Origin of the sequence: Fundidesulfovibrio putealis DSM 16056, assembly GCF_000429325.1 — a bacterium.
GTDB classification, from domain to species: domain Bacteria; phylum Desulfobacterota; class Desulfovibrionia; order Desulfovibrionales; family Desulfovibrionaceae; genus Fundidesulfovibrio; species Fundidesulfovibrio putealis.
The window spans coordinates 570993-588366 of sequence record NZ_AUBQ01000003.1 but is presented as its reverse complement, the minus strand read 5'-3'; the positions used below and the strand labels follow the sequence as shown (position 1 = coordinate 588366).

The window sequence follows — 17374 nt, the reverse complement described above, 5'->3', positions numbered from 1 at the left end:
ATGCAAAGTGCCGACTGCAAGGACTTAATGTGAGCAGCGTACAAGGCGATATCTGGACAATCCTGGGATTGGTGCTCATCGGCACAGTGCCGCTGGCGTTGGTCCTGGGATATATGTTCCTGCGCCCCAAGCCCTTCAAACCGAATGTCGGGGAGCCGTCCGACGCCTACCAAGAGGCGCTGTACGACGAAGAGAAACATCCGACTCCGCCTATTCCCGACATATGCATTCCAGGGGACGGACCGTTGTCGTGGCCGCAAAGGATAGCGTACGAGATTGCCGGATTGGTGGGAGCAGCCCTGTTGTCTTTGATTCTTCTCCTTCTATTAAGGTTGAGCCTTTTTATTTTCCGTTAGAATATCACATTGCAAGCCAACCATACATCACGCGCGAGGACGACTTAGCATGTTTCACAGGCCCACAAGGAAGACATGGAGATTGACACTCCTGTGCGATATTTTTACTCGGTGTGCCCTTACTACAGGTATATTGATATATTATTCAGGGAAATTCATTCTTTGCTCAAATTAGGAGTTTCACCATGAACCAGAGTGACGCACGGGATCGACTCAAAAGCAAAGTATATGAGTGTGCAGGGGCGTGCATAGTTTTTCATCTAATTATGTTCTTCCTCCACATCGACTATTATATGACGATTTGCCAATAGGGTCGTTGCACCCTTTGAGGCTGCAACGACCCTATCGTATTAGTCGTATCTTCCGCTCGCTGCTCGGTCTAACTGTCCTGTCCAGACTGTTCCGGGATGCTCTTGAAGTGGCTGATTCATCCTATTCAGAGCAATGCCAGGAAGAGCCCCGATAACACCGCTATTGACAATGTTGCCCCATGTTGCAAGGCGAGAAGCTAGCCACGCGCCATCTTTGAGGAGCCCGGCTGCACCTCCCACAGGAAGACTAGCCCCTAAACCAAGCAATTGTTCCACCCCAGAATCAATCCTTTCTCTAAACTTCTCCTGCGCTTCCGGGGTAAGTGAATCCCATGCTTCTTTCGGTATCCCACTGATGTAGCTGGTCTCCGGGTCCACGATCTTACTTCTCACGAGCCAATCCCGTACGGGTTTCGCCCGTTGAGCAATTTCAGGATCATCCTGCCCATCATCCCGGTTCTCCCCGTGGAGAGGGGAATTTCCCGGCGAATACATCCCCCCGCTGGGCATCCTGAACCCTCTGTACTCCGGCACGCCAAACGCATTCTTGCGCAGGTCGTTATTCGGATCGAAGCTCGTCCCGAAGGTCATGTTCCGCTGCGTTCCATACGACTCGGGGGACTTCCCGAAACTGAGTGAATTTGCCTTATTGTCCGGCATGCTGAAGCCCCTGTAGTCCGGCACACCGAAGGCGTTCCTGGGAAGGTCTGCCGCCGGGCCGAAGCCCGTTGTAAACCCCATGTGTTCCTGCACGGTGCTGAATTGATGGCCTTCGTCCTCGCTGGCGCTCTCATGACCATATCCGTTCTGGTCTTCGTCATTGCCGGAGTTGGAGAATCCTGAATCGTCGTGTCCGTAGCCCGATTCCTGGCCGTTATCTCCACCCTGGTACCCGCCGTGCTCGCCGGTATCCCCGGTGTCGCCGCTGTCATGATTTACTTCGGTACTCATGTGTTTCCCCGTGAATTGTTGTTTTTGTGTTGAGTTATTCTCCCGGTGCCCGCTTCATGGCATACCGGACGATCTGTGCGCTAAGGGCCGGACGACATGCCCGGCCCGTACTTTCCGCTCCGGCTACAGACCGGACAGTTCCAGGTATTTGAGCAGGTCGCCCTCCCTGGCTCCGCCCGCCTTGACGCGCTTGACCAGGGCGGCGCGTTCGGCAGCGCGGGTCGCGCCGGGCGAACGCTCATCGATCATGCCCGCGCTCTCCAACTGGGGGGCTCCCTGACGGACAAGACGGCCTGGACCATGCCCATCACCTATCCTGCCGCCCGCCTGCTGGGACCGCCTGCCGCCGATGCGCATTGTCGCCGTCACCATGTCGCGCATCTCCTTGTAGAGGTCGATGTACGCTCCCGGAGTCTCGTCCACGGCGCGCAGGACAGGGCGTTGCAGCTTAAGGGGAAGGGCCTTCACGTAAGCCTCGACCTTTGCATGGACGACCCCGAACAGCGGATCGTGCGTCCGCAGATACGCCAGCAGCATCTCGTTGTTGACGGCCTTGCGCTGGGCGCGGCGCGCCTGTCGTGCCTGCTGATGGTTTTGCAGCATGGCCTGCCACTGCATGCGCCCCATGGGGTGGGCCATCATCTGGGGCGACGGCTGCGGGGGGATGTCCGGGATGCCGTCGCCGTCCAGGTCGATGCCTTCCAGGTGCTCGACCATGCCGGGTTGGGCCTTCAGGTGCGCCAGGAGCGTGTCGAAGGGAATGTCGTTGACGCCTCGTTGGGCGAACTGGGCGGACGGCTGTTGCCGGGAGAATCCGGCTGACACGCCGGACTGCTGCCGCGCGGCGCGGCGGGCCATGATCTGTTCGTCGCTGAGTTGGGACTCGCCGGGCTCGAATCCGGCGAAGCGGTCCAAGGCGTCTTCGTACAGTTGGCGCTTGCGAGCCTGTTCCTCGGCGAAACCTGTTTCTGTCGAACCTGCCTGAGTGGGATAAGGCATACGGGGGTACCTCCGTAAGGGTATTTACCCTGGCTTCCCTTGCCGGGGCCTCCGTATGACTAGTCAGATTCGAAAATATTTCACCCCACATAGCGCTATGTGGGAAAAAGATGAAAATACTTTTGAGACGATCACGCAGGAAAGCCGACGGGTTGCCCCGTCGGCTTGAAAGATCGTGGATACGCTCACCCGGCTCTGCGCGCCCGGCGCGAGCCTGCCGCCCGCTACACCGTCACGTTCATGGAGGCCTCGCGCCGCACGGACGCAGCGGTCCTTCTGTTGCGGCTGTATGTGGTCACCTGGCGGTCGCTGGCCTTGAGCGACGCGATCACCGTGGAGAACTCGCCCTTGGAGAGGGTGCCGTCTTCCATGGCCTTGTCCATGAGCGTGAGGCTCTTCTCCAGCACCGCGTCCAGCTTGGTCTTCTCGTCCTCGGTGATCTTGCCGGACTTCACCCCGGCCTCGATGGCCTTGCCGATGTTGGTGAAGTTCTTCTGGAGCATGGCCAGGGCCATGTCCTGGTCCTGCATGGGCGTGGCGTCGCCCATGGATTCCTTCTTCAGCGTCGCCTTGTCCTTGGACTTCATGAGCTTGTCCAGCACGGCGTTCTGAGTGTTGAGAGCCTTCGTGATGCGGTCGTACTCGTCGCGGGTGACCTTGCCGTCCTTCAGGGCGGCGGCGATCAGAGCGTCGTTCTTGGCGTCGGACTTGGCCAGCAGCTCCTTGTTCTTCGCGGATATGGCTCCGGAGGCCACGCCTTCTGCAGTGCGCTCGTCCTGGCGCTGCTGGCGGTCCTGGATGATGTCCTTGAAGTAGGAGGCCACGTTCAAACTGCTGCTGGTGGTGACGGTGCTCATTCTTCGCCCTTTGCCCGGAGGCTTTTCGAGAGTCGCTTCATCTGGGATGCGCCCGGCGTCCGTACCGGGCCGTCCGGTCTTTGCCGGAATGCTCGCGCCGTTTATACAGTGACGCTCAGAGGCTTGTAGTTGGCCGGAGGGGCCGACGCGGCCACCGTGGGAGCGGAGACCCCGGCCTGCCCGTAGCGCGAGGAGGCCACCTGCCTGCTGGCCACGTCCAGCGAGCCCATCACCTGACCGAACTCGCCACGGGTGAGCACGTTGTCGGCCATGACCTTGTCGATCAGGCTCTGGGCTTCGGCCTGGGCCTTTTCAACCGCCGACTTCTCGTCGGAGGTGATCTTGCCGGATTCGACGCCCTTCTGCAGGCGCGCGTCGATGCTCTCCTGGCGCTTCTGGAAGGCTTCCAGGGCCACTGTCTGCGCTTGCGCGTCCAGCGGCTTGGCGGCGTTGTCGGCGTCGCTCTTGAGCTTGGCGATGCGGGCGCTCTCGACGTTCTGGGCCTGCATGATGCGCGCAAATTCCCCGGCGTCCATGGTCCCGTCGGCCATGGCCTGGTTTATGCGCGCGTCGTTTCGGGAGTCGGCCCTGGCGAGCCTGGCCTGCTCGGCCGGCGACAGCTGCCCGGATTGCGTCCCCTGCGCCAGTCGCTCGTCCTGATTCTGCTGGCGGTGCTTGGTGATCCCCGAAAATACCGAAGAAGCCAGGGAGGTTCCGGCGGAGATGGCTGTGGAGAGTCCGATCATGATTCGCTCCTGGCCGATGCGTCTTTGCGGCAAGATTTTCCCGCTTTGTGTCGGCCCACCCGGGAAGTGCCAGGGATGTGCCAGCGGCAACATCTTCCCTGGCGCGAAAGACTCTGGTAGATTCCGGAATCGACAACGACAGGAGCTTTTCATGACGTGCGACTTCACTCTGGGCCAGGGCGTGGCCTTCCATAAGATGCAGGGCTGCGGAAACGATTTCGTGATCATCGACAACCGCGAGCTGGCGGTTCCCGTGGAACGCATGCCCGAATGGGCCAGGCTGGTCTGCCGCAAATGCTTCGGCGTGGGCGCGGACGGCCTGATCTTCCTGGAAACCGCGCCCCAGGGCTCGGGCCTTGATTTTCGCTGGCACTTCTACAACGCCGACGGCTCGCGCGCCGAGATGTGCGGCAATGGCGCGCGCTGCGCCAGCAAACTCGGTAATCTGCTGGGCTTCGCATCCAAAAAGCATGTTCTGGGCACCGACGCAGGCGGCGTCAGGTCCGAGGTGCTGGACAACGGGCAGGTGAAGGTGCGCCTGACGCCCCCCCAGGATCTGCGCCCCGGACAGGTGCTGGACGTGGACGGCGAAAAGCTCACGGTGCACTTCGTGAACACCGGCGTTCCCCATGCCGTGGTCTTCCTGGACGACGTGTCCCTGGCCGACGTCAAACGCCTGGGCAAGGCCATCCGGTTCCACGAGGCCTTCGCGCCCAAGGGCACCAACGCCAACTTCGTCACCGTGAAGGATTCCGGCAGCCTGCTGCTTCGCACCTACGAGCGCGGCGTGGAAGACGAGACCTACGCCTGCGGCACCGGCGCGTGCGCCTCCGCCGTGATCGCCCATTCGCTTGGGCTTTCCGGCCCCGAGGTGAACGTGACCACCACCGGCGGCGAAGTGCTCGGGGTGAGCCTGGAAGAGGGCCACGTGGTCCTGCGCGGTGCGGCCGAGGTGTGTTTCAGCGGCGTGCTTTATCCCAAGGCCCTCGGCCTGAGCCTGGGCTAGCCTCGGGGCTGGTCCAGAACGAGGAGGCCCCATGATCCGCTTCACCGGCATCAACCACCTGGCCATGGCCACGGGCGACATGGAAGCCACCATCCGCTTCTGGCGGGACCTGCTGGGCATGCGCCTGGTGGCGGGCATCGGCCATCCCGGATATCGCCACTACTTCCTGGAGATATCCGAGACGGACATGATCGCCTTCTTCGAATGGCCCAACGTCAAGCCGCTTGAGCCCAAGGACCACGGCGTTCCGGTGGAGGTCCCCTTCGCCTTCGACCATATCTCCTTCGGCGTGGCGGAGCGGGCCGACCTGTGGGAACTCAAAGCCAAGCTGGAAGCCGCCGGGTTCTGGGCCTCGGAGATCATAGACCACGGGTTCATCCTGTCGCTCTACAGCTTCGACCCCAACAACATCGCCATCGAGTTCAGCTGGAACCAGCCGGGCATGGACCTGCGCAAGCAGCCCCGACTGGTGGACAAGAACCCTCCTCAGGTGCGCCTGGAGGGCTCCGAACCGCAGCCCGGACACTGGCCCGCGCCCGTGCCCATCGCCCGGGAGGACATGAAGATCTATCCCGGCGAGGGGCGCGAGATACTCGGCAGAAGCTGACGCGCCCTGGCAAACTGACAATAACGCCCCCGGAAGGTCCATGGATCGTCCGGGGGCGTTTCTACTTCTTCACTCTGTCCTGTATGTGAGCGTCGCGGGACGTGGATAACCGCGCATGGGCCGGAGCGGGGCCGGGCGTGTTCAGGGAATGCGCATCTCCTGGTGGCTCACGCGGTTACGCCCTGCACGCTTGGAGGCGTAGAGGGCCGAATCCGCCGCGCGCAGGAACTCGTCGCAGCTGGGGGCGTCGCCGGAGTGATGCGCTTCCAGGCAGGCCAGACCGAAGCTGATGGTGATCGGGATGGGCTGGTCCCCGTGGATGCAGATGTTCTCGGCTATGGCCAGGCGCAGACGGTCGGCCATGCGGAAGGCTCCTGACCGCCCGGTCTCAGGGAGAAGCAGCGCGAACTCCTCGCCGCCCACCCGCGCGGCCATGTCGCTCGCCCGCAGGGTCTTGCGAATGAGCTGCGCCACATGGCGCAGCACGGCGTCCCCGGCCTGATGCCCGAACGTGTCGTTGACTTCCTTGAAATGGTCGATGTCGGCCAGCATGATGGACACAGGGCGAAGGTGGCGCGACGACAGCGCAAGGACCTGCTCCATGCCCGCAAAAAACGCCCGGCGGTTGGAGAGTCCGGTGAGCGAATCCGTGGAGGCCTGCTGCTGGAGTTGCCCCTGGAGCTGCTTCTGGTCGGTGATGTCCACCAGGGTGATGATGTTCATGCCGTGGTGGCAGGCGAGATGTGCGCGGATGCTGCAAACGCGGCCGTCCGCGCAAGTGACCATGGATTCCAGGGGTTCGACGTCGCATTGATGGTTCCAGGCGGAGTTCGCCCGTCTGCGCCACGCCTGCTCGATGCGCTCGCGGTAGCGGGCATCCGGATAGGCAAGCGGGAACCAGTCACGCTCGTTGGTTATCTGCGCTTCCGTATACCCGGACAGCTGGACGAATTTATGATTGAGCATCAGCACATCCCGAGAGCGGGCATCCACAACTGCCAACGCAATCGGCAAGTGATCCAGAATCGCGAAAGAGTCTACATGGCCGTCAAGACAAAGCATGAGCCATTTATAGAACAAAAAAAGGCCGCCCGGAAGGGCGGCCTAGTCTTTTTCCTGAAACCCGTAGTCGGATTACTTGCCGGGCTCGCCTTCCACTTCGGCCCGCACTTCCAGGGCGATCTTCCACAGGATGGTCAGCACGAAGCCGCCCACCGCGTAGATCATCAGAGCGATCATCAGTTCCGGCCCGGTGGGCAGGTACTCGGTGACCTTCTCGAAGGGGTTGGGGGTGAAGCCTGCGGCGATCAGGCCCATGCCCTTGTCGATCCAGGTGCCGATGACCAGCATGATCAGGGCGGGGACCAGGATGTCCCTGTTTTCACGCCACTTGGGCGGGATGAGCAGGAACAGGGAGGTCAGGCCAAGCGCGGCGGCGGTCCACATGAACGGGGTCATGTAGGTGTGGCCCTCGAAGCCGGAGAACAGGAACAGGATGGGGTCCATGTGTCCGGGCATGTTCGAGTAGAACGCGGTGAACACTTCCAGCAGGAAGAAGAACACGTTCACGCACATGGCATAGGTGATGGTGGTGGACAGGCTCTTGATGGCCTCGTTGCCCGGATCGAACTTGGTGAGCTTCTTGGCCAGAAGCATCAGCAGCAAGAGGATCGAGGGACCGGAGCAGAACGCCGAGGACAGGAAGCGGGCGGCCAGGATGGCGGTGAGCCAATAGTGGCGGCCGGGCAGGCCCGCGTACAGGAACGCCGTGACCGTGTGGATGGAGAAGGCCCAGATGATGGAGGTGTACACCAGGGGCTTGACCCACGTGGGCGGCGAAACGCGCTTCCAGTACGCCATGAGGCTGGTCCAGCCGATGACCGCGTTCAGGATCAGGTAGCCGTTCAGGACCACCATGTCCCAGAAGAGCACGGAACCGGGCGTGGAGTTGATCAGCACGTTCAGCATGCGCTGCGGCTGGCCGATGTCGATGACGATGAAGCCCAGACACATGATGACCGCCGCGATGGCGAGGAACTCGCCCATGATGATCATCTTGGAGTAGGCTTTGTAGTGGTGGAAGTAATAGGGCAGCACCAGCATGACGGCGGACGCGGCCACGCCGACCATGTAGGTGAACTGGGCGATGTAGAATCCCCAGGAGACGTCGCGGGACAAGCCCGTGATCATCAGGCCTTGGTTGAGCTGCACCAGGTAGAACCCGCCGCCGATGCCCATGATGGCCAGAAAGACCATCAGCGCTCCGAAGTAGCGAGGGCTTCCCTTGAGGGCTTTTTCGATCATGGCCTCACTCCTAGAGGATGTAGAAGACGCCGGGCTCGGTGCCGGCGCTGGGGTTGCGTCTGATGGCGAACTTCTCTTTCAGGATCTTGCGCACGGGCGAATTGGGATCCTGGAGGTCGCCGAATACCATGGCCCCGCCGGAAGCCTGCACGCAGTTGGGCATGAGCCCCTGGGCCAGCTTCTCCACGCAGAACGTGCACTTCTCCACCACGCCGCGCGTGCGGTGGGGATAGAGGAGGTTCATGTTCTTCACGAACTTCTCGGGGTCCTGGAAGTTGAAGCTACGCGCGCCGTAGGGGCAGCCTGCCATGCAGTAGCGGCAGCCGATGCAGCGGTGGTAGTCCATGATGACCAGGCCTTCCTTGTTCTTGAAGGTGGCCTTTGTGGGGCACACGCGAACACAGGGAGGATTCTCGCAGTGGTTGCACAAGAGCAGGTACTTGCGGTGCTCCTGGGCATCGGCGAGGTGCACGGGGCGCTCGGAGGTGAACGTTCCGTGGAACTCCTCGGTCCAGATCCACTTGATCTCCTGCTTGCCGGGGATGGTGGGGACGTTGTGCGCGGTGTGGCACGAGTCGATCACCTTGGCAATCAGGGCGTCATCGAACTTGGCGGTATCGATGACCATGGCCCAGCGCTTGGCGGTAATGGGTTTGGCGAAGTTCGTGGCATTGGGGAGGGCATCGGCGGCCTGAGCTCCTTCTCCGAGGAATCCCAGGGTCCCTGCCGAGAGCCCCAGGGCCGAGACGCCAGCCAGCTTCAAGAAGTCGCGTCTGGAGCTTTGCATGTTATTTCCCCCCCTCTTTCTTCACGGGCGAGATATTGTGGCAGGTCCAGCAGTAAGGATTCACGCCGACGGTGACGTGGCACTTGTCGCAGAACTTGTCCTTGTTCTCGTGGCAGCCCATGCAGGTGTTGGTCAGGCTCATGTTGAATTCCTTGCCGGCCTCGTTCTTCCACACCCGGTTGCCGTTGCGGATGACGTCGTCGCGCCATTCGTTCAGGAGCACCATGTGCACGTCACGCATCTTCTCGGTCTTCATGATGCATTCTTTGACGTCCTTGGGCTTCTCGGTCTCCACCTTGAGCTCGGGCTGTCCCACTCCCTTGATGAAGGGGAACAGCACCAGGGCCAGGAATATGATCAGGCCTGGGATGATGTATTTTGCGTTGTACATTATTCCTCCTCCTCAGACCCTTCGATGCCGGGCAGGTCTTCCTGGCGCAGGTTCATGGTGCGCGGCTCCTCGCCTTCGAAGACCAGGGCGTTGCCCACCAGCTCGTGCAGGCCGGTGACCTTCACGCCCGGGGCCCAGTAGTCGGCCAGGCCCGGCAGGGTGGCGCGGTCGATGGCGCAGATGCAGCTCATGGTGTTCACGTCGAACTTCTCCTGCACGTAGCGCAGGGCGTTGCCGCGGGGCAGGCCGCCGCGCAGGCGCATCTCGGTGAACTCGCCGTTGTTCAGGCCCGCGCCGCCGCCGCAGCAGTAGGTCTGCTCGCGGATGGTCTGTGCGGGCATGTCCACGAACTTCTCCACCACGTTTTCCAGTACGTAGCGGGGCTCTTCGAAGAAGCCCATGCCGCGCGAGGTGTTACAGGAGTCGTGCCAGGTGGCGGTGATGCCCGCGTTGCGGCTCTTGTCGAGGTTCAGCTTGCCGTTCTTGATGAGGTCGGCGGTGAACTCGACCAGGTGGATCATCTTGGTGGACTTGGCGTTGTCGAACACCGTGCCCGTGATGGGGCTCTTGGGGACTTCCAGGAAGTCGGCCGGGCCGTTCATGGTGTCCATGTACTGGTTCAGCACGCGCCACATGTGGCCGCACTCGCCGCCGATGATGTACTTGACGCCGAGGCGCTTGGCTTCGTGGTACATCTTGGCGTTCAGCTTCTTCATCCACTTGTCGTTCATGAACGAGCCGAAGTTGCCGCCTTCCGACGCGTAGGTGGACCAGGTGACGTCCAGGTCCAGGTAGTCGAACAGCAGCAGGTAGCCCATGAAGGTGTAGATGCCGGGCTCGGCGAAGATGTCGCCGGAGGGCGTGATGAACAGGATCTCCGCGCCCTTGCGCTGGAAGCTGGGTTCGACGCGGCGACCGGTGATGGTCTCGATGTCGTCCACCAGGAATTCCATCATGTCCTTGAAGGCGTGGGGCTGGATGCCCAGGTGGTTGCCGGTGCGGTTGCAGTTGGCCGCAGGCTCCAGGATCCAGTTGATGTTCACGCCGATGCGGTTCATCAGGTCACGCGCCAGGAAGGTGATCTCGGCGGTGTCGATGCCGTAGGGGCAGTACAGCGAGCAGCGGCGGCACTGGGTGCACTGGTAGAAGTACATGAACCATTCTTTGACCACGTCTTCTTCCAGCTTGCGCGAGCCGGAGAGCTTGCCCAGGATCTTGGCGGCCACGGTGAACTCGCCGCGATAGATGGAGCGCAACAGTTCCGCACGCAGCACCGGCATGTTCTTGGGGTCGCCGGAGCCGATGTAGAAGTGGCACTTGTCGGCGCACGCGCCGCAGCGCACGCACACATCCATGAAGACCTTCAACGAGCGATACTTTCCGAGCAGCTCACGGAAGCCGTCCCGGATGATGTCACGCCAGTCGGGCGGAAGCTTCCAGTCCTCGTCGGTGGGGCTCCAGTCTCTGGGGTTGGGCAGGCCGAGGTACTTAAGCACATCCGGCTTGCCGGGATACGAATAATTGCCAAGTTTAAACTCAGGCTTAACGTCCATCCACGCCTCGGCGGGCGTGGCATAGTTGACGTTCATGAGTTCTTCAGGCGGCGCCATCTTCGACATACTATCTCCCTTGTGGAAATACGCCCAGCCCGGGGCGGTTTAGGCTTCCTTGTCCACCGGCAGGCCGGCCTCGATCATCTTCTCGCGGAAGTCGTCCTCGTATTCCTCATAGGTGTGAGGCTTGATGGAGGGGTCGTTCCAGGGGTTGATGTAGCGTTCCATGCGGGTGTTGTTGGGCAGGTTCCGGGTGGGGCTCAGGAAGACGCCGCCGAGGTGCATGAGCTTCGAGAACGGGAAGTAGGCCCAAAGCACGCACACCAGGAAGAAGTGCATGTAGAACGACCAGTCGATGTTGGGCGGAATGTAAGGCTTGAAGCTCACCAGCCCGATGGCCAGCTGCTTGATGGCGATGACGTCCACCTTGGCCACGTAGCGCATGTAGATGCCAGACAGCGCGATGGCCAGAATCAGGAACAGGGGGAAGTAGTCGTTGGCCAGCGAGATGTAGCTCAGCTTGGGGTCCCACAGGCGCCTGGCCAGCAGGAAGGTTACGCCGACCACCAGGAACACGTCGGTGAGATACAGCGTGGGCACGCCGATCTGCAGGATGGAGTCGACGAACTCCACGCCGGTGATCACGAAGGGCACGGGCTCCAGGAAGAAGCGGAAGTGCCTGATGAACACGATCAGGAAGCAGTAGTGGAACATCAGCGCGAACAGCCACAGGGACTTGTCCGAGCCGTAGGCCACGCGGCCCTCGGCGACGCGGTTGTCCAGCTTGGTGTTGCGGAACAGGCTCCTGAAGCAGAGCACTTCCAGCGCCATGCGGACGAACGTCTGGCCAGGGGTGGAAGGGTTGTCGAATTTCGCCTGCTTCACCCAGGGAAGCGAGTACTGCTGCCCGCCCGTGGTCGCGATTGAAAAGGGCTGAGGCGTGGATGCCCAGCCGACCACTTTTTTGATGAATCCCGCCACGAATATCGCGACGGCCACGTACGGGACAGCTATCCCGAACACCCCCGACATTCCCGCCCCGGCCCCCAGGGCCGCCACCGCGGCCAATGCCACGACAGCTAGTAATGCGGTCATGAGTCCAGCCATGTACCCTCCACCTCGCGTTGAACCTTTTCGCCCGGTCGACCGCTAAGCCGACTCGCCCTCGCCGATGCCCACGATGAGCTGGGCACGTTTCAGAAGTTGAACCTGCGAGCGCTCCAGATCATTGTATTTGATCTCGTGGAGCTTCTCGCGGCATTTCGCGTAGAGATCGAGGCTGGCCAGCGCCAGCCCGTCGATGCGCGATTCCATGGCCGCGAACTGCTCCCAGATGTCCAGGCGCTTAAGCTCGCTCCACAGTTTCTCCCGCATGGCCTTCTTGAGCAGAAAAATGAAACCCGCAGCCTGGGATGGGGTGAAATTCTGCACCGCGCGCACCCGGATCATCTCGTCCAGGAAGTCCAGCACGGCTTCCAGGGCTTTGGGGTCTTCCGCCATTGTCAGATAACGCACCACCGCCTCCGCGCCCTGGCGGGAGCGGACAGCGACGGGATTTGCGAAGGGATCGCCGCCCTTCTTCCAGAGTTTGGCCGTTTCAGCCGGGTAGGTGTCCAGGATATGGTGATACCAATCCTGAACGATGGCCTCCCGGTTTGCGGCCAGAAGTTCCTCGATTGTGTTCATTGATGCCCTGCTGCGGCAAGAGTGTGATGCCTTGTTCGCCCCGTCACAAACGCCACCCCCAATACCCCGTGAGCCGCATTCTGTAAAGGTTGAATCCGGTTGGATGGCCGCTTGACCACGGAAAAAGCAGAGGAATTTACACTCTTGTGGTTTACAGCAATTGAGACAGGAAATATGTATCCGGGGAGCTCCGGCCAGCCTGGTCGGCAACGCCAAACATCCCAGCGAGACGCTCAATGCCCCCCACCGCAAGCCAGCACGCCATCCTGAAAGCCGCAGCGCAGTTCAGGGACATCCTCAAGTATCACGGCGTGATGCCGAGAAAGCACGCCCTGGCTTTTCCGGAGTCCGACCTTTCCGCGCTGGTGGACCGGGGGCTCCTGGAGTGGGCCGAATTCACCTACGGCTGCGGCAAGGAGCTCCGGGGGGTGCGCATCACGCCCGAGGGGACGCACCTGTTGGACGAGTCCGCCGCGCCCTCCGAAGAGGCCGAGGCCAGCGAGCTGGCCTACGAACACATGCTGATCCTCCAGGACATCTTCCATTTCAGCAGGATGCCGCGCTACCGGCGCATGATGCCCGCCAAGAAAGCCCAGGCCTACGTCTCCAGCGATCTCGAGGATCTTTTGAACCGGGGCTACGTGCTGAAGATGAAGCTCAAGGTCGAGGGCGAGCGGACCCTCAAGGGGTTCGTGATCTCTCCCAAGGGGGAACGCGCGCTGAAGAAGGCCGGGATGGACTCATGAAAACGGGCTCCCTGGGGAGCCCGTCGTGTCGCCTTGTCGCTTCGCTTTGAAAAGGGCCATGATCTTCAGGAGTTGAGAAATCGCCCTCCTCCGGATGACCCGGGCCAGCGCGCTCAGGCCGCCTCGTCCGGCCCGCCTATGCGCACCACGGCCTCGTCCACGCGTCGCCATTCAACCTCCAGCGCGAACTTCTCCTTGTCCTTTTTCTGCGACACCTTGAGAGAGACGTCCATCACGCCACGGGGCTTGAGCGTCAGGCAGTCCTCGCCCACGGTCATGCACACGGAACCGGCCTTGAACCCGGCCACCACGTCCTCCAGGTAGTCGATGACTTCCCTGATATCCATGACTCCCTCAACCTTGACCTTGTCCTTGCCCATCTTGTTCTCCTTTTCACAATCAGGCGTCGAATTCGCCTGTTCAGTTCTTTTCACGTGTGCGCTTTCCGGCGGCAGGCTCATCCAAGGGCCGTCACGGCCAGCTCGGCGTACAGCTCCGAGGTGGCGAACCGCACCGCCGCCGCCTTGCAGCGCGCCAGCTCCAGGAGCGGCGCGGCCCTGCGGGCTTCGGCCAACGAGCCGTCCAGGGGGAAGAACCGCCTGGGTCCGGCAATGCGCAGGAAGGCCCGGCCCCTGGCGTCCAGCCCCGTGTACAGGGTCAGCGCCGCCGTGCCGCGCCTGCCGGGCCAGCAAAACCCCTCCAGCGTGGCCTGGAGCACCCGGCTCAGGGTGAAGGCCTTGTTCAGGGGGATCATCGCGGCGCTGCCGTCGGACACGACGCCCAGGTCGAAGCGCTCCCAATGGTCCGAGACGTCGCGCAGGAAGGCGGCGAAATCCACGCCTTCGCCCTGGGGCGTGACCGAATAGGCTGCCATGAGGCGCATGAACAGGAAGGAGTCGCCCTCCCCGGCCTGACCGCTCCAGGCCCAGGCCCCGGCGGTGGCAGCCATGCGGCTCAGGCTCTCCATGGCTTCGGAGAATTTCCCGGCCACCTCGCGGTAAATTTCGCTGGCGTCCGGCCCAGGTCCGGACGCTTTCGGCGGGGAAGGCAGGCACTCCGCCGCCTTCAGGTCCGGAGGACCGTCAGCCGGACTGACGGATGGAGCCTGTCCAAGATCCAGGATGTGGCGCAGGGCTTGGCCTCCCGAGGCGGACTGGGACGCCCCGGCGGACGCGGTGCGCGACAGGGGGTCCTTTCCCAGGCGCGATCCCGCGCGCGCATTGGGGCGGGAGCCGGAGCTCATGCGAACCCCCTGGCGTCCACCTCGCGGCTTAAGCCCATAAAGTCGAGCGCCCCCGCGCTCCTGGGAGAGTAGGCGAAGATGCTCTGGCCGAAGCCGGGAGCCTCGGCCAGGGCCACGCTCTCGCGGATGCGGGTCTCGAAGATCAGTTCGGGGAAATGGGAGCGGATGGCCCCGGCCACCTCGCGGCACAGGCGTTTGCGGTGGTTGTAGCGGGTCAGCACGATGCCCAGCACCGTAAGGCCCGCGTTGATGGACCGCGCGGCCTCCACGGTGTCCATCAGCGCGCCGAGACCAGCCAGAGCCAGATACTCGGCCTGCACCGGGATGACGATGGAATCCGAGGCGGCCAGGGCGTTGACCGTGAGCAGGCCCAGGTTCGGCGGGCAGTCCAGGATGCAGGCGTCGGCGTCCGGGATATCGGCCATGGCGCGGGCCACCAGCCGCTCCTTGCCGGGCTGCGCGGCGAATTCGGTGTCCACGCCCGAGAGTTCCATGGACGCGGGAGCCAGGCGGACCCCTTCCACTTCCAGGAGGGTTTCGGTCAGGGTTCGCTGGCCCTTCATGAGCTCATAGAGCGTGGCCGCTTCCGGCTCCACGCCGAAGCTACGGGTCATGTGGCCCTGGGGGTCCAGGTCCGCCGCGACCACGCGCCGCCCAAGCCGCGTGAGCCCCACGGCCACGTTGACGGCGACGGTGGTCTTGCCCACCCCTCCCTTCTGATTGAGGAATGCTATGGTTCGCATGTGCGGCCCGGTGTTCCTGTCCTTGCGGTTTCAGACGTTCACCGAGCCGTTTAGCCCCCCAATGTGACGAACGCGTCTCAGCCAGCGCGCGCAGCCATGCCGCGTACGGCAGCCAGGGCGGTCTGGCGCTTCACGGCCAGCCGGTCGCCGCTGAAGTGGTGCAGTTCGGCCTCGGCCACGCCGTTCACGGCCCAGCCGATCCACACCGTGCCCACGGGCTTCTCCGGGCTGCCCCCGGTCGGACCGGCCACGCCGGACACGCTCAGGGCGCATTGCGCCCCAAGCCTGCGCGCCGCGCCCAGAGCCATGGCCAGCACCACCTCGCGGCTCACCGCGCCGTGAGCCGCCAGGGTTTCGGCGGGCACGTCCAGAAGCTCCTGCTTCACGCTGTTGGCGTAGGTCACCACGCCGCCCACATACCAGCCGGAGCTGCCCGACACGTTGGTCAGCTCGCAGGCGATGAGCCCGCCCGTGCAGGACTCGGCCGTGGCCAGCATCCAGCCGCGCGCCGTGAGCTTCCCGGCCAGCTGGCCGACGTATTCTTCCATGCGTTCCCATTCCATGAGCATCTCCTTGCGGGTCCTGGGAGGTCTTGCCCGCTTGACCCGAAACTGGCCCCGGCGTAAGACCCCGGCCACCATACACAAGCTCCCCGGAGGCCGCCAATGCTCGATGTGCGCTTCGTTCGCAAGAACCTGGACCAGGTCCGTGAGGCCCTGGCCAACCGCCAGATGAAACTGGACCTGGACGAGTTCTCGCGCCTGGACGAAACCCGCCGCTCCCTGTTGACCGAGGTGGAAGCCCTCAAGACCGAACGCAACGCCTCATCCGGAGAGGTCGCCAAGCTCAAACGCGCCGGACAGGACGCCTCCCACCTGATGGAGCGCCTCTCCGCCATCTCCGAGCAGATAAAGGCCCTGGACGAGGGTGCGCGCAAGGCCGACGAGGAGTCCGAGGCCTTCCTGTACTCCATCCCCAACGTCCCCCACGCAACCACCCCCGTGGGCAAGGACGAAACCGACAACCCGGTGATCCGCACCGTGGGCGACAAGCCGGACTTCGGCTTCGCCCCCAAGGAGCACTGGGAGATCGGCCAGAATCTCGGCCTGGACTTCGATCGCGCCGCCAAGCTCACCGGCGCGCGCTTCGCCGTGCTGTGGGGCGACCTGGCCAAGCTGGAACGCGCCCTGGCCGCCTTCATGCTGGACATGCACACCGGCCAGCACGGCTACAAGGAAGTGTCCACGCCCTACATCGTCAACTCCGACAGCCTGCGCGGCACCGGCCAGCTGCCCAAGTTCGCCGAGGACCTCTTCAAGCTCGATTTCAAGGATTTCTACCTGATCCCCACCGCCGAAGTGCCGGTCACCAACCTGCACCGCGACGAGACCATGGAAGAGGCCGACCTGCCCCGGGCCTACTGCGCCTACACGCCCTGCTTCCGCTCCGAGGCCGGGTCCTACGGCAAGGACACCAAGGGGCTCATCCGCCAGCACCAGTTCGACAAGGTGGAGCTGGTGCGCTTCTGCCGCCCCGAAGACTCCTACGAGCAGCTGGAGCTTCTGACCAACCACGCAGAGGAAGTGCTCAAGCGCCTGAAGCTGCCCTATCGCGTGATCGCCCTGTGCACCGGCGACCTGGGTTTCTCCTCGGCCAAGACCTACGACATCGAGGTCTGGCTGCCCGGTCAGAATGCCTACCGCGAGATCTCGTCCTGCTCGAACTTCGAGGACTTCCAGGCCCGGCGCGCGGGCATCCGGTTCAAGCCCAAGGGCGGCAAGTCCCAGCTGGTGCATACGTTGAACGGCTCGGCCCTGGCCGTGGGCCGCACCATGGTGGCCATCCTGGAGAACTGCCAGCAGGCCGACGGCTCGGTGCTGATCCCCGAGGCGCTGGTGCCGTACATGGGCGGGCAGACCGTCCTGTCGCCCAAATGAAAGGAATGATGCGCGCAGTGATCGTCGCGGCCGGGGTGTTCGCCCTGGCCGCGCTCTTCTACATGGAGCTCAGGCAGGCCGTGTTGCTGGCCGGGCTGGCCGGGGCGACCGCCTGGAGGCTGGAGAAGGCCAGAGACTGATGTTACCGGGG

At 62.9% G+C, this 17374-nt stretch carries 21 protein-coding genes; 6 read left to right on the top strand and 15 right to left on the bottom strand.

Annotated elements, in window-relative coordinates:
- The first annotated feature begins 29 nt into the window (after positions 1-29).
- On the top strand, positions 30-356 hold the full coding sequence (locus G453_RS0102750) for a hypothetical protein (RefSeq protein WP_027189811.1): 327 nt from the start codon (positions 30-32) through the stop codon (positions 354-356).
- Between the two features lie 350 nt (positions 357-706).
- Here the strand turns inward: G453_RS0102750 and G453_RS0102745 are convergent, their stop codons facing one another.
- The 4 genes from G453_RS0102745 to G453_RS25930 all read right to left on the bottom strand — a co-directional run bounded on the left by G453_RS0102745 (position 707) and on the right by G453_RS25930 (position 4220).
- Positions 707-1618, bottom strand: coding sequence for a hypothetical protein (locus G453_RS0102745; protein ID WP_027189810.1), 912 nt, complete (start codon positions 1616-1618; stop codon positions 707-709).
- A 123-nt stretch (positions 1619-1741) separates the two neighbouring features.
- On the bottom strand, positions 1742-2617 hold the full coding sequence (locus tag G453_RS0102740; protein ID WP_027189809.1) for a hypothetical protein: 876 nt from the start codon (positions 2615-2617) through the stop codon (positions 1742-1744).
- Between the two features lie 224 nt (positions 2618-2841).
- Positions 2842-3474 carry a hypothetical protein gene (locus G453_RS0102735; RefSeq protein WP_027189808.1) on the bottom strand — a complete coding sequence of 211 codons (633 nt, stop codon included), beginning with the start codon at positions 3472-3474 and terminating at the stop codon, positions 2842-2844.
- A gap of 101 nt (positions 3475-3575) precedes the next feature.
- Positions 3576-4220 (bottom strand): hypothetical protein, encoded by a 645-nt coding sequence (locus G453_RS25930; RefSeq protein ID WP_051271504.1) that lies wholly within the window; start codon positions 4218-4220, stop codon positions 3576-3578.
- A gap of 151 nt (positions 4221-4371) precedes the next feature.
- On the opposite strand from G453_RS25930, the gene dapF reads away from it, so the two are divergent.
- Together dapF and G453_RS0102715 are read left to right on the top strand one after the other, a co-directional pair.
- Positions 4372-5226, top strand: a complete 855-nt coding sequence (dapF, locus tag G453_RS0102720) for a diaminopimelate epimerase (RefSeq protein WP_027189807.1) — start codon at positions 4372-4374, stop codon at positions 5224-5226.
- Positions 5227-5257: 31 nt separating this feature from the next.
- Complete coding sequence (locus G453_RS0102715) at positions 5258-5833, top strand: VOC family protein (protein WP_027189806.1); 576 nt, start codon at positions 5258-5260, stop codon at positions 5831-5833.
- A gap of 141 nt (positions 5834-5974) precedes the next feature.
- Here the strand turns inward: G453_RS0102715 and G453_RS21980 are convergent, their stop codons facing one another.
- The 7 genes from G453_RS21980 to G453_RS0102680 all read right to left on the bottom strand — a co-directional run bounded on the left by G453_RS21980 (position 5975) and on the right by G453_RS0102680 (position 12554).
- A complete protein-coding gene (locus tag G453_RS21980; protein WP_156920769.1) occupies positions 5975-6895 on the bottom strand; it encodes a sensor domain-containing diguanylate cyclase in 921 nt (306 codons plus the stop codon).
- A gap of 72 nt (positions 6896-6967) precedes the next feature.
- Positions 6968-8137 carry a sulfate reduction electron transfer complex DsrMKJOP subunit DsrP gene (gene dsrP, locus G453_RS0102705; protein ID WP_027189805.1) on the bottom strand — a complete coding sequence of 390 codons (1170 nt, stop codon included), beginning with the start codon at positions 8135-8137 and terminating at the stop codon, positions 6968-6970.
- Between the two features lie 10 nt (positions 8138-8147).
- Positions 8148-8924, bottom strand: a complete 777-nt coding sequence (gene dsrO, locus G453_RS0102700) for a sulfate reduction electron transfer complex DsrMKJOP subunit DsrO (RefSeq protein WP_027189804.1) — start codon at positions 8922-8924, stop codon at positions 8148-8150.
- A gap of 1 nt (position 8925) precedes the next feature.
- On the bottom strand, positions 8926-9315 hold the full coding sequence (gene dsrJ / locus G453_RS0102695) for a sulfate reduction electron transfer complex DsrMKJOP subunit DsrJ (RefSeq protein ID WP_027189803.1): 390 nt from the start codon (positions 9313-9315) through the stop codon (positions 8926-8928).
- Complete coding sequence (gene dsrK, locus G453_RS0102690) at positions 9315-10934, bottom strand: sulfate reduction electron transfer complex DsrMKJOP subunit DsrK (protein WP_027189802.1); 1620 nt, start codon at positions 10932-10934, stop codon at positions 9315-9317. Before dsrK ends, dsrJ begins: the two co-directional genes overlap by 1 nt.
- A gap of 39 nt (positions 10935-10973) precedes the next feature.
- Complete coding sequence (gene dsrM / locus G453_RS0102685) at positions 10974-11975, bottom strand: sulfate reduction electron transfer complex DsrMKJOP subunit DsrM (RefSeq protein ID WP_027189801.1); 1002 nt, start codon at positions 11973-11975, stop codon at positions 10974-10976.
- Positions 11976-12017: 42 nt separating this feature from the next.
- A complete protein-coding gene (locus G453_RS0102680) occupies positions 12018-12554 on the bottom strand; it encodes an RsbRD N-terminal domain-containing protein (RefSeq protein WP_027189800.1) in 537 nt (178 codons plus the stop codon).
- Positions 12555-12790: 236 nt separating this feature from the next.
- Here G453_RS0102680 and G453_RS0102675 point away from each other — a divergent pair, with 236 nt between their 5' ends.
- Positions 12791-13300, top strand: a complete 510-nt coding sequence (locus tag G453_RS0102675; protein WP_027189799.1) for a hypothetical protein — start codon at positions 12791-12793, stop codon at positions 13298-13300.
- 113 nt (positions 13301-13413) lie between these two features.
- Here the strand turns inward: G453_RS0102675 and G453_RS21975 are convergent, their stop codons facing one another.
- From G453_RS21975 to G453_RS0102655, 4 genes are all read right to left on the bottom strand, one after another.
- Positions 13414-13680: an amphi-Trp domain-containing protein gene (locus G453_RS21975; RefSeq protein ID WP_051271500.1), complete on the bottom strand. Its 267-nt coding sequence runs from the start codon at positions 13678-13680 to the stop codon at positions 13414-13416.
- 77 nt (positions 13681-13757) lie between these two features.
- A complete protein-coding gene (locus G453_RS0102665; protein ID WP_027189798.1) occupies positions 13758-14543 on the bottom strand; it encodes a hypothetical protein in 786 nt (261 codons plus the stop codon).
- Positions 14540-15286 carry a ParA family protein gene (locus G453_RS0102660; protein WP_027189797.1) on the bottom strand — a complete coding sequence of 249 codons (747 nt, stop codon included), beginning with the start codon at positions 15284-15286 and terminating at the stop codon, positions 14540-14542. Before G453_RS0102660 ends, G453_RS0102665 begins: the two co-directional genes overlap by 4 nt.
- Positions 15287-15363: 77 nt before the next feature.
- Complete coding sequence (locus G453_RS0102655; protein ID WP_235731674.1) at positions 15364-15849, bottom strand: CinA family protein; 486 nt, start codon at positions 15847-15849, stop codon at positions 15364-15366.
- 102 nt (positions 15850-15951) lie between these two features.
- Between G453_RS0102655 and serS the strand changes: the two genes are divergently transcribed.
- Entirely contained in the window at positions 15952-17223 is a 1272-nt protein-coding gene (gene serS / locus G453_RS0102650) for a serine--tRNA ligase (RefSeq protein WP_027189795.1), read from the top strand.
- A gap of 8 nt (positions 17224-17231) precedes the next feature.
- Positions 17232-17363 carry a hypothetical protein gene (locus G453_RS28980; RefSeq protein WP_268870744.1) on the top strand — a complete coding sequence of 44 codons (132 nt, stop codon included), beginning with the start codon at positions 17232-17234 and terminating at the stop codon, positions 17361-17363.
- Positions 17364-17374 lie beyond the last annotated feature (11 nt).

Coding starts and splice junctions, on each gene's coding strand:
- serS (WP_027189795.1), top strand. CDS start 15,952: ATGCTCGATGTGCGCTTCGTTCGCAAGAACCTGGACCAGGTCCGTGAG.
- dapF (WP_027189807.1), top strand. CDS start 4,372: ATGACGTGCGACTTCACTCTGGGCCAGGGCGTGGCCTTCCATAAGATG.
- dsrM (WP_027189801.1), bottom strand. CDS start 11,975: ATGGCTGGACTCATGACCGCATTACTAGCTGTCGTGGCATTGGCCGCG.
- G453_RS0102655 (WP_235731674.1), bottom strand. CDS start 15,849: ATGGAATGGGAACGCATGGAAGAATACGTCGGCCAGCTGGCCGGGAAG.
- G453_RS0102715 (WP_027189806.1), top strand. CDS start 5,258: ATGATCCGCTTCACCGGCATCAACCACCTGGCCATGGCCACGGGCGAC.
- dsrJ (WP_027189803.1), bottom strand. CDS start 9,315: ATGTACAACGCAAAATACATCATCCCAGGCCTGATCATATTCCTGGCC.
- G453_RS0102660 (WP_027189797.1), bottom strand. CDS start 15,286: ATGCGAACCATAGCATTCCTCAATCAGAAGGGAGGGGTGGGCAAGACC.
- G453_RS0102740 (WP_027189809.1), bottom strand. CDS start 2,617: ATGCCTTATCCCACTCAGGCAGGTTCGACAGAAACAGGTTTCGCCGAG.
- dsrO (WP_027189804.1), bottom strand. CDS start 8,924: ATGCAAAGCTCCAGACGCGACTTCTTGAAGCTGGCTGGCGTCTCGGCC.
- G453_RS21980 (WP_156920769.1), bottom strand. CDS start 6,895: ATGCTTTGTCTTGACGGCCATGTAGACTCTTTCGCGATTCTGGATCAC.
- G453_RS0102675 (WP_027189799.1), top strand. CDS start 12,791: ATGCCCCCCACCGCAAGCCAGCACGCCATCCTGAAAGCCGCAGCGCAG.
- G453_RS0102745 (WP_027189810.1), bottom strand. CDS start 1,618: ATGAGTACCGAAGTAAATCATGACAGCGGCGACACCGGGGATACCGGC.
- G453_RS25930 (WP_051271504.1), bottom strand. CDS start 4,220: ATGATCGGACTCTCCACAGCCATCTCCGCCGGAACCTCCCTGGCTTCT.
- G453_RS21975 (WP_051271500.1), bottom strand. CDS start 13,680: ATGGGCAAGGACAAGGTCAAGGTTGAGGGAGTCATGGATATCAGGGAA.
- dsrK (WP_027189802.1), bottom strand. CDS start 10,934: ATGTCGAAGATGGCGCCGCCTGAAGAACTCATGAACGTCAACTATGCC.
- G453_RS0102665 (WP_027189798.1), bottom strand. CDS start 14,543: ATGAGCTCCGGCTCCCGCCCCAATGCGCGCGCGGGATCGCGCCTGGGA.
- dsrP (WP_027189805.1), bottom strand. CDS start 8,137: ATGATCGAAAAAGCCCTCAAGGGAAGCCCTCGCTACTTCGGAGCGCTG.
- G453_RS28980 (WP_268870744.1), top strand. CDS start 17,232: ATGCGCGCAGTGATCGTCGCGGCCGGGGTGTTCGCCCTGGCCGCGCTC.
- G453_RS0102680 (WP_027189800.1), bottom strand. CDS start 12,554: ATGAACACAATCGAGGAACTTCTGGCCGCAAACCGGGAGGCCATCGTT.
- G453_RS0102735 (WP_027189808.1), bottom strand. CDS start 3,474: ATGAGCACCGTCACCACCAGCAGCAGTTTGAACGTGGCCTCCTACTTC.